Origin of the sequence: Lamprocystis purpurea DSM 4197 (assembly GCF_000379525.1) — a bacterium.
Lineage (GTDB): Bacteria > Pseudomonadota > Gammaproteobacteria > Chromatiales > Chromatiaceae > Thiodictyon > Thiodictyon purpureum.
Genome location: NZ_KB902362.1, coordinates 135,223 through 148,810, shown reverse-complemented (window position 1 = coordinate 148,810; position 13,588 = coordinate 135,223). Strand labels below are relative to the sequence as shown.

General features: G+C 66.7%; 10 protein-coding genes. 4 read left to right on the top strand and 6 right to left on the bottom strand.

Annotation, left to right across the window (positions count from 1 at the left end; genetic code table 11):
• The first annotated feature begins 388 nt into the window (after positions 1-388).
• Positions 389-2,488, top strand: a complete 2,100-nt coding sequence (locus A39O_RS0100585) for a carboxy terminal-processing peptidase (RefSeq protein ID WP_026199058.1) — start codon at positions 389-391, stop codon at positions 2,486-2,488.
• A 160-nt stretch (positions 2,489-2,648) separates the two neighbouring features.
• Positions 2,649-4,268 (top strand): glutamate--cysteine ligase, encoded by a 1,620-nt coding sequence (gene gshA, locus A39O_RS0100580; protein ID WP_020502767.1) that lies wholly within the window; start codon positions 2,649-2,651, stop codon positions 4,266-4,268.
• Here the strand turns inward: gshA and A39O_RS0100575 are convergent.
• From A39O_RS0100575 to A39O_RS43070, 6 genes are all read right to left on the bottom strand, one after another.
• Positions 4,235-5,416 (bottom strand): Bcr/CflA family multidrug efflux MFS transporter, encoded by a 1,182-nt coding sequence (locus A39O_RS0100575; protein ID WP_020502766.1) that lies wholly within the window; start codon positions 5,414-5,416, stop codon positions 4,235-4,237. The two genes, gshA and A39O_RS0100575, sit on opposite strands and share 34 nt — an antisense overlap.
• Before the next feature lie 86 nt (positions 5,417-5,502).
• On the bottom strand, positions 5,503-6,339 hold the full coding sequence (locus A39O_RS0100570) for a hypothetical protein (protein WP_020502765.1): 837 nt from the start codon (positions 6,337-6,339) through the stop codon (positions 5,503-5,505).
• A gap of 109 nt (positions 6,340-6,448) precedes the next feature.
• Positions 6,449-6,742, bottom strand: a complete 294-nt coding sequence (locus A39O_RS0100565) for a hypothetical protein (protein ID WP_169338388.1) — start codon at positions 6,740-6,742, stop codon at positions 6,449-6,451.
• Positions 6,743-7,085: 343 nt separating this feature from the next.
• On the bottom strand, positions 7,086-8,483 hold the full coding sequence (sthA, locus tag A39O_RS0100560) for a Si-specific NAD(P)(+) transhydrogenase (RefSeq protein WP_020502763.1): 1,398 nt from the start codon (positions 8,481-8,483) through the stop codon (positions 7,086-7,088).
• 79 nt (positions 8,484-8,562) lie between these two features.
• Positions 8,563-8,946 (bottom strand): thiol-disulfide oxidoreductase DCC family protein, encoded by a 384-nt coding sequence (locus A39O_RS0100555; protein ID WP_020502762.1) that lies wholly within the window; start codon positions 8,944-8,946, stop codon positions 8,563-8,565.
• A 77-nt stretch (positions 8,947-9,023) separates the two neighbouring features.
• Positions 9,024-9,158, bottom strand: coding sequence for a hypothetical protein (locus A39O_RS43070; protein WP_281170039.1), 135 nt, complete (start codon positions 9,156-9,158; stop codon positions 9,024-9,026).
• A gap of 231 nt (positions 9,159-9,389) precedes the next feature.
• Between A39O_RS43070 and A39O_RS0100545 the strand changes: the two genes are divergently transcribed.
• Positions 9,390-11,852: a penicillin acylase family protein gene (locus tag A39O_RS0100545; protein ID WP_020502760.1), complete on the top strand. Its 2,463-nt coding sequence runs from the start codon at positions 9,390-9,392 to the stop codon at positions 11,850-11,852.
• A 572-nt stretch (positions 11,853-12,424) separates the two neighbouring features.
• Positions 12,425-13,462 carry a hypothetical protein gene (locus A39O_RS0100540; RefSeq protein WP_020502759.1) on the top strand — a complete coding sequence of 346 codons (1,038 nt, stop codon included), beginning with the start codon at positions 12,425-12,427 and terminating at the stop codon, positions 13,460-13,462.
• The last annotated feature ends 126 nt before the right edge of the window (positions 13,463-13,588 follow it).

Genomic DNA, 13,588 nt, shown 5'->3' with positions numbered 1-13,588 from the left:
AAACGCTCGCGTAGTAGTGTCAGTCACAGGAGAACCCATGGTCGCCACCTCAGGCCATTGCCGGAAATCGCCTGAATCCTGGCCCGATCCGACTGCGCCGCCCCCGGCACTGGACGCCGAACCTGGCCCGACCCGTTAATTTCCCGCAATCTTCTATCTAAGTCGTTGAAACAAAGCTGCTCAGCCTCTAAGCTGAGGTTAGGGCGCCGGTTCGCTGACCACCGGTCACCAGCGCATCAGCGGGCCGGTGATCGCTGCGACCGTCGCCGGTCGCTTGCCGTGGTTCCTGGGTGCGCCGGTCGCCCCCGGGCCAGAGGCCGGCTTGATCGATTCCATCCTGTTGATGTCCCAGTTGATATCACCCCAATCATTGGTACCGAGTATCGTCATGAGACTCCGCTTAACCCTCGTCGCGACCGCCGCGTTACTCACCTTCGGCGCCTGGGTGGCGGTTGCGTCACCGCGTCAGGTGCCGCTGTCCGAACTCTTTCCCAACCAGACCCAGGCCAAGACGGCCATCGTCATCAACAAGGTCCTGGAGCGGTATCACTATCGCAAGGTCGCGTTCGACGACGCCTTTGCCCGGACCATCCTGGACAATTACCTGGCCGCCCTCGACCCGAGCCGCTCGTTCTTCCTCGCGCGCGACGTGGAACGTTTCGGCACCGGCGCCCGGCGACTCGATGACAACCTGCGCCGCGGTGAACTGGATAGCGCCTTCGACGTTTTTCGGGTCTACCGCATGCGGGTGGATGAGCGGGTGGCCTATGCCCTGACGTTGTTGAGCAGTGATTTCGATTTCAACGTTGCCGAATCCTATGCGTTCGACCGTGAAAAGGCGCCTTGGGCGAAGACCGACAAGGAACTGGACGAGATCTGGCGGCTGCGGGTCAAGAACGACTTCCTGAGCCTGCGCATCGCGGGTAAGGACGATGCGGATATCCGCGAGCGGCTGCGGCAGCGCTACGACGGCCTGGCCCGGCGGGTGCAGCAGTTCACCGGTGACGACGTGTTCCAGGCCTTCATGAATGCCTACACCGAGGCCCTGGAGCCGCACACCAGCTATATGTCGCCGGCCACCTCGGAGAATTTCGACATCAGCATGAAACTGTCGCTGGAGGGCATCGGTGCGGTTTTGCGTTCGGATAACGAGTTCACGGTCATCCAGCGCACCATTCCCGGCGGCCCCGCGCGCGATTCCGGTCAGGTGTCATCCGGAGACCGCATCCTGGGGGTCGGCCAGGGGCTGGATGGGAAAATCGAGGACGTGGTCGGCTGGCGGCTGCAAGACGTGGTCGACAAGATCCGCGGCCCCAAGGGCTCCGTGGTGCGGCTGCAACTGCTGCCCGAATCGGGTGCCAGCGACGGCAAGACCCGCGAGGTGCCCCTGGTCCGCAACGAGATCAAGCTCGAAGATCAGGCCGCCAAGGACTATCTCATCGAGCAACTGCCCAATGCCCCCGGGCTCAAGATCGGGGTGATCGAGCTGCCGGCGTTCTATCGTGACTTCGAGGCCGAGAGCGAGGGTAAGCGCGATTTCCGCAGCACGACCCGCGATGTGCGCGAACTGCTCAAGAAGTTGATGGCGCAGAACGTGGACGGCATCGTGATCGACCTGCGGGGTAACGGCGGCGGTTCGCTGGCTGAGGCGACCTCCCTGACCGGACTCTTCATCGATACCGGCCCGGTGGTGCAGGTGAAAGACGCGTTCGGTAAGGTCGAGGTCGAACGCGATCCGGAGCCTGGTGTGGCCTATTCCGGACCTCTGGCCGTGTTGGTGGACCGGGACAGTGCCTCGGCCTCCGAGATCTTCGCGGGTGCGATCCAGGACTATGGACGCGGTCTGGTCATCGGCGAGCCGACCTTTGGTAAGGGAACGGTGCAGACGCTGGTGGATCTCAACCGCTACGTGCCCGGCGATCAGGCCGACCTGGGTCGGCTGCGGCTGACGATGGCCGAGTTCTTCCGGGTGAGCGGCGGCAGCACGCAATTGAAGGGTGTGGAGCCGGACGTGCATTTCCCGTCCAAGGACGACGCCACTGATCACGGCGAGCGGGCACTCGACAACCCGCTGCCCTGGGCGCGGATCGACGCGGCCGACTACCGCCGTGTCGGGACCACCGATTCCGGCGCGCTGACCCGCCAGTCGGTTCAGCGGATCAGTCAGGACCCGGGGTTCAAGATGCTGGAACGGCGCAGCCAGGTGGTACGTGAAGTCAAGGAAGAGACCCAGTTATCGCTGCGCGAAGCCGAGCGGCGCGCCGCGGACAAGGCGCGGCAGGCGGCATTCAAGGATGAACAGGACCGCTTCCTGCGCGCCCGCGGAATCAAGCCGGTGGATGAGGATGCCGACCAGATCGATGAGGATGCGCTCGACGCGCAACGCGATGCCATCGGCCGCATTCAGGCTGAAGAAGCAGCGCGCATCCTGGCCGACGGGATTCTGCTGGAAAGTGCCAACCGGCCGCGGGCGGCCATGAGTCACTGAGCCGCCGCCGACCCGGACCCTCGGGTCCCGGTCAAGGAGCGCTATCGCTTTCGCACCTGATATCCGGACATGACCTTGGCGTAGGGGCGGGTTTAAAACCAGCCCCTACGTCCGGTTATCGAGCTGGACGCCTGTAATGAAGACCGACCGGGACTGACCCATGGATTCGCATTCAGCAACCTTCGACCGGCGCCTGCGGGCGCTGGAGCCCGCCCGCCCGCTCGATTGCTTTGCCGGCAATCGGATCGGGCTGGAAAAGGAGTCCCTGCGGGTCTCACCCGCGGGACAGATCGCGGCAACCCCGCACCCCGGCGCGCTGGGGTCGCCATTGACCCATCCGCACATCACCACCGATTTCTCCGAGGCACTGATCGAGTTGGTCACCCCGGCCCTGGGTGACCATCAGGCGGTGCTGGATTTCCTGGCTGATATCCATACGCTGGTCTATCGGCATCTGGGCGATGAACTCCTGTGGGGCACGAGCATGCCGTGCGTGATCGCGGGGGAGAGCCGGATTCCCTTGGCCCGCTACGGCTCATCCAATGCCGCGACCATGAAAACGGTCTACCGGCGCGGCCTGGGTAACCGCTACGGGCGCACCATGCAGGTGATCGCCGGGGTGCATTTCAACTTCTCCTTCGGCGACGACTTCTGGCGTCTCTATCAGGATCAGGAAGGCGACACCGGTCCGCTGGGGTCATTCCGCTCCGAGTCCTATATCGCCATGATCCGCAACCTCCAGCGCATCGGCTGGCTGGTCCCCTATCTGTTCGGCGCCTCGCCGGCGGTGTGCGGCAGCTTTCTCCAGGGCCGGGAGACCAACCTGATCCCGTTCGATGCCCAGACCTTCTACGACCCCTATGCGACCTCGTTACGCATGGGAGACATCGGGTACCAGAACCAGAAAGAACAGGGCACCGGCATGAAGGCCAGCTACGACAGCCTGGATGCCTACATTCGCAGCCTCACCTGGGCGATCGAGACGCCCTGCCCGCAGTATGAACAGATCGGGGTCAAGGTCGGCGGGCGCTACGAGCAGCTGAGCGCGGCAGTCCTGCAGATCGAGAACGAGTACTACAGTACCGTCAGGCCCAAACAGATCATCGACTGGCTGGAAAAGCCGACCCTGGCCCTGCGGCGGCGCGGTGTCCGCTATGTCGAGTTGCGCTCACTGGATGTGAACGCCTATGAGCCTATCGGGGTGGGCGCCGAGCAGCTCCTGGTCCTGGAAACCCTGATGCTCTATTGCCTGCTGGCGGACAGTCCGCGCATTGGCGCCACCGAGCGGCTGGCGATCGATGACAACCAGGTCGTCACCGCCCATCGCGGGCGTCAACCCGGGCTCACGCTGAACCGGGACGGTCAGGCAGTGGAGCTGCGGCAGTGGGCGGGCGAGATCCTGGACGCCATGGGCCCGGTCGCCGCGCTGCTCGACGGCGCGGCCGAGGGTCCACGCGGCCTGAGCCTGCTGGCCCAGCGCGAGAAAGTGCGTGACCCCGATGCGACCCCCTCGGCACGCATGTTGGCCGAAATGCGGGCGAACGGCGAAGGATTCTTCGCGTTCGCCCGGCGGGTCTCCGCCGCCCATCGCGATGCCCTCGAGGGGCGCACCCTGAGCCCGGAGCGGGAGGCCCTGTTCCGCGACCTGGCCGCGGAGTCCGTCTGCCGCCGGAGCGAAATCGAGGCGGCCGACGACCTGGACTTCGACACCTTCCTGCAACGCTATTTCGACCAGGGGCGGGCAATTCAAGCCGAGTCGGCGCAGCACCACAGTCGATAGCTCGCGCCCGCGGCCAGTCCGCAGAGTGCCATACCGAGCAGCATGGGCACCGCGGTGCCGTTGTGGGCCAGGCTGACCAGTGACCCGACCGCCGCTCCCAGACCGAAGCGTGCCGCCCCCGAGAAGGCCGATGCCGTGCCGGCCATCCGCGGGAAATACGCCATGAATCCGGCCATGGAGTTGCCGAGCACCACCCCCGCCATACCCAGATAGGTCAAGGTCGCGAGCACGATCGCCCACAGCGGGGGCGTCCCCCAGAGGGCCAGTGCGCACAGCAGCGACGCGGCGCCAACCTGCACTCCCAGCCCCCAGCGCAGCAGGCGCTGCGCCCCCAGACGCGTGACCAGCCGGGCGTTGACACTGGTCACCAGGATGGCCAGGCCGACATTCGCGCCGAAATAGACCCCGAACCAGGCGGTCGGCACCCCGTGCAGTTCGATATAGACGAACGGGGAACCGACGATGTACGTCATCATCCCGCCGAATGAGCAGGCGCCGGTGAGCAGGTAGCCCATCCCCACCCGATGGCGCGCGAGCGACAGATAGTTGCGCAGGACGCGTTGCAGGTCGGGCGGGTGGCGGCGTGCCCTGGGCAGGGTCTCGGGAATCAGCCGGAAAAAGAGCGCGCTCGCCGCCAACGCGATAGCAAGCAGCACGGCGAAGACCCAGTGCCAACTCGCGTAGCCCACAATGACTCCGCCGATCGTCGGCGCCAAGAGCGGCGCCAGCGCCGTGACCAACATCACCAGGCTCATCACACGCGCATACTGGTCGCGCTCGAACAGATCGCGCACCAGCGCCGGCACGGTCACCGCGATCGCCGCTCCGCCCAGCGCCTGGAGCGCGCGCGCCGCCAGCAAGAGCGCCATCTCATCGGCCAGCGCGCAACCCAACGCCCCGACGCAGAACAGCGCCAGCCCGCCGCCGATGGTCTTCCGCCGGCCGAGCACATCGGACAGCGGCCCTAAGAACAACTGCGACAGAGCGAAGACCCCCAGATAAACGGTCACGCTCAGTTGTGCCAATTCCATGGTCGAGCCCAGATCGCGCGCGATGGCCGGCAGGCTCGGCAGATACATATCGATCGCAAAGGGAGTCAACCCGGAGAGTAACCCCAGCGTCAGGAACAGCGATGGACGAACCTGCATGGAAGCCTCAAGCGGGCAAGAATAAGGCCCCGACGCGGCAGCGGCGGGGCCTTGATAGCGGCGGCGGATGCCACCGTGATGGGGCCTTACTGGTTGGTCGGGACAGCGGCGACCGTAGTCGCATTCGCCGCGGCGGGCGCGGCGGCCTGGGGCGCGGCGGCCGGGGCGCAGCCCATGCCGGCGCCGGGGCCGACCGGGCGCGGGCCGAAGCCATGCGCCGCGCGGCGACGGTCACTCTGCTCCTTCATCGCATGGCGGCGCGCCGCCATCTCCTGTCGGGCCTGAGCGCGATGGGCATCCAGTGCCGGGCCGCGGTTGCCGACGAACCCGGGCATGGCGGGACGCTCGAAGGCGGGCATCTCGGGCATGGCCGGGAACTCGGGAGCCTTGAAGTCCGGGCCGCGCGGGGCCGGCATCTCGGGCATCGCAAACTCAGGCACGGCCGGGCGCTCGAAGGCGGGCATCTCGGGCATGGCCGGGAACTCGGGAGCTTTGAAGTCCGGGGCGCGCGGCATCTCGGGCATCGCGAATTCAGGCATCGCCGGGCGCTCGAAGCGGCGCGGCTCCGGCCTGGCCGGGAACGCGGGGCCGCCCCACGCCGGCGCGGCGACGTTGCCGAGCCGGGGGTCCATGGCCGGAGCCGGCTGCGGTGCATCCTTGAAGCGGGCTGCCTGCTGCTCGGCGAACTGGCGCCGCGCCGCCATGGCCTGCTCCGCGGCCTTGGCACGTTGGGCGGCCATCGCCTGGCGCTGCTCAAGGAATGCCTGCTGTTGCTGCTCGAAAGCCCGCTGCTGGTCGGCGGCGGCCTGTTGCTGCTGATCGGTCATACAGCCGGCCTGATTGGGGGCGCCATACCAGGCGCCGGCCGAGGAGGCCGCAACGGCGAGGGCGATGACAGAGGCAGCTTGAACCATCTTATTCATTGTTAAGGTACCTTCTCGGGCTGAGAATAAAAGGGGTTAAGATTTTCAGGTGCTCAACGTAACCCGTATCCCTGGGCCGGTTCCCTGACGCGCAAGGCACGATCGCGCGTCACTGCCGACCGCGGACAACTGCCGCGGGCTGGGTGGCGGCCTGGCCTGCCATCACCGGCGCCTGAGTCGGAAAGGCGTATGGATAACGCCAGCCATAAGCGTCATTGCTGGCGGGGATCTGGGCAAACTGCTGACGATCGGTCGCGGCTGCCGGACCCGCGTCGGTACGGGCCGACACCGCGTGCGCGGCGTCATCCCCGCCGTTTCCAGCGGACCCGAGCACGCTCAACTCCGCGGCGGCAGCCGCCGCGCAGACCAAGCCAACCATAACCGCCAGTGCGGGCTTGAACATCATTGCCTCATCGTCGACGGCCCACGGCGACCGCTCAGGCCCAACCGTCCAAGGTGAGTATTCAGTATATAAGAACTTACTAAATTAGCAATAGATAAATTCCGCCACGACATTCATCGGCACGGCGAGATGCCGGATCGCGACCGGGGAGCAGGCACTGGCTGATCGGTTGACGCGACGCGTTGTTACTGTAGCGTCAGTGGGTTGAAGCGGGGCGCCCACACTGGGCAAAATCGGCGAGCCGGCGAGAGCACCGGCCGGTCATCAAGAGGTTCGGCGCTTGTCAACCGACGTCGGAAGCCAAACCGTCACGCCTGGACTGTCCCGGGCGACGTCTTGTCGCTCAAAACAACCGATTCAACCCGTTCAATGCCGCCACACGGTAGGCCTCCGCCATGGTGGGATAGTTGAAGGTGGTCTCGGTGAAATAGCGGATACTGTTGGCGGCGCCCGGTTGGGACATGATCGCCTGGCCGATGTGGATGATCTCCGCGGCTTGTTCGCCGAAACAATGGATACCCAGGATTTCCAAGGTCTCACGGTGGAACAGGAGCTTGAGCATGCCCACGGTGTGGCCGGTGATCTGGGCGCGGGCGATGGACTTGAAGTCGGCCTGGGCGACCTCGTAGGGGATTTGCTGAGCGGTTAGTTCGCGCTCGGTGCGGCCGATCGACGAGATCTCGGGCACGGTGTAGATGCCGGTGGGAAATTCTTCGATCAGTGACCAGTCGCATTCACCGTCGGCGATGTGGGCCCCGACGAAACGCCCCTGATCATAGCTGGCGCTGGCCAGCGCCGGCGATCCGGCCACGTCGCCGACCCCGTAGATGTGCGGCAGGGCGGTCTGGTAGCTGCGGTTGAGATCGAGCTGGCCGCGCCGATTGGGCGTCAGGCCGATGGCTTCCAGACCCAGGTCATGGGTATTGCCGGTGCGGCCGTTGGCCCAGAGCAGACAGTCGCTCTTGAATTTCTTGCCGGACTTGCAGGTCAAGACGACCCCATCGTCCTGCGCCTCGACCCGATCGTAGGTCTCGTCGTTGCGGATGACGACACCGCCCTGACGCAGGTGATAGGACAGCGCATCCGTGATCTCGTCATCCAGAAACGACAGCAGCCGGTCGCGGGTATTGACCAGGTTCACCTTCACGTCCAGGTTGCTCAGAATGGACGCGTACTCGCAGCCGATGACGCCGGCCCCATAGATCGTCATCGAGCGCGGCGTGTGGGCAAGGGCCAGCACGCTGTCGCTGTCGAGCACCCGCGGGTGGCTGAAGTCCACGTCCGGCGGATGGTAGGGGCGCGAGCCGGTGGCAATCACGAAATACTTGGCGGTCAGTTCCTGGGCGGCGCCGCCGGGGCGTTGGACTTCGATGCATTCCGGGCTGCGGAAGCGGGCGTGACCGAAAATGACCTCCACCCGATTGCGCTGGTAGAAGCGGTAACGGGTGCGCACCTGTTCGTTGATGACCCCGTCGGCCGCCCGCAGCAGGTCGGGGAAGTCCACCTGGATCTGGTCGCGGGTGTGCTGGAAGATCGGGTTGCGCCGATAGTCCGCCAACATCTGGATGGAGTGGCGCAACGCCTTACTGGGGATGGTGCCCCAATGGGTACAGCCGCCGCCGACGGCGTTGTGGGCCTCCACGATGGCCACTTGGCGGCCGGCTTTGGCGAGCTTCATGGCGGCGCCTTCGCCGGCCGGGCCGGTGCCGATCACGATAACGTCGAATGCGCGGGTGGTCATGGCGGGGCTCCGGCTCGGTACGGCTGGCACCTGGCCGGCGGGCGGGGTGCGTTCAGCGGAAGGGTGTCAGAGCGCTAGTTTAACCGTTCGCGCAGAAGCCGTCGGCGCAGCGGTGTTTGAAACGCCGGGCGGCGAACCGGCGATAGGCCCAGTCGAGCGGGCCGACCAGCCGCAGACCGGTGACCAAACGGGCCAGGTGCCGGTAATAGGGCAGGCGGCGCCACAGGGTGACGAATCCCAGGACGCCGGTCACCAGTGCCCCATTGGTATCGAGTACATGCAGTCGGGCCATGGCCTCGGTGGTGCTGATGCCGGCCTGCTGCAGCCGCTCCGGGGCTTTCAGCAAGTCGACCCAGTCGACCGCGCCAGCGCGATCCAGCGCTTGGTAATGGGCGATCTCGCGGCGGCACAGGGGGCAACCGCCGTCGTAGAAGACGACGGGTCTCACTTCATTTTGCGGCATCGGTATTCTCGGTGGACATCGGGTGTCGGCGACGCCGGGGCGGTCGGACCACCCCGGCCCCGTAGGGCGGGTAACGGTCAGCGGTGTCCCTCCAGCGTCAGGACGAACAGGGTCGCCGCCGTGGCGGAGAGCGCCGACAGTGCCCATTTCAGTTGTGTAAAGCCCGGTTTGATCATCAGGGTCACCTCGTCCTGGACATGGTTGGATACCATGATCGGCGCGGACAATCCCACGCATAGCCGTTAAGGTCGGTCTGGCGGGCGGAGAATCAACCGTCCACCCGTCCGGTGATTGACGGGACCCAGACCCCGGCGCGCGTCGGGCGCGCGTCGGGCGCACGTCGGGCTCGCGGCGGCTGCCTCGGCCCCGAGGATCACCGGGCTGGACAAGTCCGCCCGTGCGTGTTTCCCTGCCCTCCCCTGCACAGTCTATGGAGTGCTCGCATGCTCCGCCGTATCCTGACCGTCCTCCTGGCGATCCTGCTGACCCTGGGGCTGGGTGTCGCCGGGTTCCTCCTGTGGATCACCAAACGCGCGGAGCCGGCCTATGCCGGTGAGGTCAGGGTCGCCGGCCTGACCGCGCCGGTGCGCGTGCGCTGGGGACCGCACGCGGTGCCGACCATCCAGGCGGACTCACTGCCCGACCTGCTGTTCGGCCAAGGGTTCGTGGTGGCCAGTGAGCGGATGTGGCAGATGGACCTGATGCGCCGGCTCGCCGACGGGCGCCTGGCGGAGGTCTTCGGGTCCGGGGCACTGGACGCCGATCGGCTCTTCCGCACCTTGGGTCTCAATGCCGCCGCCCGCCGTGCTTATGCCGAATTGGATGCGCCCGAGCGCGCCATGCTCGCGGCCTATGCGGCCGGGGTCAACGCCTACCGTGCCCAGGCGCTGGAACGGCTGCCGGTCGAATATCTGATCACCGGCTTCGAACCGGCCCCCTGGCGGCCGGAGGACAGTCTGCTGGTCGGCGCCTATATGGCCTGGACTCAATCGTTCAACCTCAAGGAGGAACTGACTTTTCTGCGGATGGCGGCACGTCTCGGAGCGGCCCGCGCGCGCGAACTCTTTCCCACAGATGAAGGAGTGCCCGCCCCGCCGGTGCCGCCTGAACTGCTGGAGCGGCCCGGCGACCTGGGCAGTGCCACCGCCGCGACGGCGACCGCGCTGGCCGGCCTCCTGGACCTGCCGGCGCGTTTCGGCCTGCCGACCGCCAGTGCGGCCAGTAACGCCTGGGTGGTCACCGGACCGCGCACCGCCGATGGTGCTGCCCTGCTTGCCAACGACCCCCACCTACCCCCATCGGTGCCCGGGACCTGGTACGAAATGGAGCTGTATGGCCCCGATCTGCATGTCGCCGGTCTGGCGCTGCCCGGGGTGCCGTTGGTGTTGATCGGCCACAACGCCGATCTGGCCTGGGGACTCACCAGCGCCATCGCCGACACCCAGGACCTGTTCCTCGAACGGCCCACCGCGGACGGCACTGAGGTGGAACGGGCCGGACGTGCGCCCGAGGCCATCACCACCCGGGTCCAACGGATCGGCGTCAAGGATGCGCCGCCGGTAGACTTGGTGGTGCGCAGCACCCGTCATGGGGTCATCCTGAACGACTTGCTCGCGCCTGTCCCGGACGCCGCGGACGGGGCACGGAGCCCATTGCAGCCGTCCGTCGCCGGCCCCTATCTGATCGCGCTGAGTCAGATCACCGACCCGCCGGACCGCAGCTTCGCCGCGCTCGTCGGATTGAACCGGGCGCGCACCCTGGCCGAGGCCCGCCGCGCCGGCCTGGGGTTTTATGCGGTCGCGCAGAATCTGATGCTCGCCCACCGCGATGGGGACATCGCCTGGCAAGTAACCGGCCTCCTGCCGCAACGCCGTAAAGGCTCCGGACTCTTCCCGGCCCCCGGCTGGATCGCGGATTACGGGTGGGACGGCACGGTGGCGCCCTGGCGCAACCCGGGGCAGACCGCTCCGGCCGGGGCCGCGCTGGTCACGGCCAATAACCGCACGATCCCGGTCGACCACCCGGTCAATGTCAGTCATTCGTGGATGGCGCCCTACCGGGCTCAGCGCATCACGCGGCGCCTCGACGAATCCGGCCCCTTGACCCCCGCGGCGATGGCCGCCATCCAGACCGATCGCCGCAGTCGCCAGGCCCTGTTGACCCAGCAGGCCCTGCGGCGCGATGAATCCGCGCTGCGTGCCGCGGACCCCGAGGCCTGGGTGATCGCGGAGCGCGACCTGCTCGGCTGGGACGGCGTCATGGATGGGGCGAGCCGCGCCGCGGCCTTCTATGCCCTGCTGGAACCGGCGCTCTGGCGGGCGCTCTATGGCGACGAGTTGGGTGAAGCGGATCTCGCCGTCCTGATGTCGCTGGCAAACCCGAGCTATAGCGCATTACAGGAAACCCTGAATACCGGTGAGTCCAGCTTCTGGGACGACGTGACCACGCCGGAAGTCGAGACGCCGGCCCACATCTGGGCGCGCGCCCTGCGGACGGCCGCGGCCGAGTTGGCAACTGCCCTGCCCAGAACGCGGGACCAGCGCCTCGACCGGCTGCGGACCCTGACCCTGCCCCATGCCTTCCACCAGCAGCCGCTGCTCGGTCAACTGTTCGATGTCGGACCCATCGGCGTCGGCGGCGCGGCCGATACGGTGGACCTGATGCAAAGCGCGCCCGCCGATCCGCGGAGCGTCCTGATCGCACCGTCCATGCGCGTAGTCCAGGTGCCGCGCAACTGGCCGCAGACCCGCGGGACCCTGCCGCTTGGCCAGTCCGGTCATCGGTTGTCGCGCTACCGCACCGACCAGCTCGACGACTGGCTGCACGGCGGCTCCCACGCCTGGCCCTGGCACGGCCCCACGACCGAGGGCACACAGGGGTTGCTGGTCTTGCGGCCGCTGCCGTGATGCGCGGATGAGCGGTCCGTGGTCAGCATCCAAAGCGCGTCCTTGGTCGCTGCATGAACGGCCCGCGTAACGACCCCGCGGCGCCGCACAACGGCTCCCAAAGCAGCAGTCTCAAGCGCGCCGAACGCGTCCGCCCACCGCAGATTCAGATTTCCCGACAGCAGTTCCAAATTTAGGTGGCCGCCGCCAACAGCGTGTCGGCAGCGAGGCCGATGGTGGATGCGCTGCGCTTATCCACCCTACGAAACCGGCTCCGTTGTAGGGTGGATAAGGCGCGCCGCTCGGTCTCAGGGACTCGGCACGGCGGTCGCGCGCGCCGCATCCACCAGAGGTCGCGCGGTGCCGCCAAAATTTGGAATTGCTGATTTCCCGACTTGATCGGTGCGGCCCCATCTGTTAAAAGCTACGCTAGGGGGGTTATTCCAGCGCATGCGCGGCCCAGCGCACTGGCCTGAGACCCCTGATTCATTAGCGATTACCGATTGTGCTTCCTACTGTTCCCGTCCCCGCGGGCCGCCCAAGGCCCTGCTGATCTAGAACAACGACTGAAGACACTACCAGAGGACTCGATCGTGTTGCATTTTCTGCATTCACTCTTCGCACCGCCGTCGCGGCAGATCGGGGCGGTCGGATCCGCCACCATCAACACGGCGGTGGATCGCGTGATCGACGGCACGGACCCGCGGCTGCGCGCGGTTCCCCACTACCAACGCATCCTGGCGCGGCCGGTGGAAAGCGCGCTCGAGTATATCGCCGCGAACGCGGACATTTTTCCGCCGGCCATCACCTTCGATCGGCGCCGCTTCTCGGCCGACCCGCGACTGCGTGCCATGTTCGTCGGGCCCAATCACCTGTTGGAAGTCCTGTCTTCCAGCCCCGAGGTCCGCGGCTATCTCAAGGAAAACAGGAGCACCACCCCGCCGGAGCTGTTCGCCGCGCTGCGCGTGGAACGCACCGAAAAGCGAGTCTTCGGCATGGCCCTGGACGGCGGGCGAGTGCTGCGCGACGTGCCGCAGACCATGGTCAATTTCCATAATCATCGGGTCGCCTTTCCGGCCACGTCCGAGGCCGAAACCCTGCTGCAAGTCCAGGCGCGCGCCTTCGATTATCTGATCGAGGTCGCCAAGACCCACCTGGATGCCATGCGCGCGCGCCGCGAGCAATTGGAGCGCCAGTACCGGCAACTCTGCCTGGGTCGGTCGCCGGTCCCCGGTCGGGCCGGGCGGGGCGCCGCCGGCCTGAGCGCGGGCATCATCCGCAGCCCCCATGACCCGGCCGATGCGCGTCGACTCCAAAGTGTGGAGGCCGAACTCGGGCGGCTGCGCGCCCTGGCCGGCACGCTCGGCGAGCAACTCGCCCTGGTCGCCAACATCGTGCGAGAGCCGCACGGGTACCTGCGCTTCGAGCGCGTCGGTATGACCCTGGATCGGATGAACACCAAGGTGTCCAAGAACCTGCGCAAGTCCGCCGATGACATGACCTTCAACGATATCCTGATCGACGGGCAGCGCCGCATTACCCTGGAGCTGATCCGTTTCCCGAGCGGTGAACTGCTGCCGCCGACCGACCTGGTGGCGAACGCCGAACGGGCCTTGCAGCGGGCGATCTAATCGCGAATTATTTCACGGATTTACCGTAAAGGTCGCGTAGCGAGCCGGTGGGAGCGGCCTCTGGCCGCGACTGAGCCGTGCGCGTTGCCGTGGCGTCAGCAGTCACCCCGGCGCCGCATCGCGGCC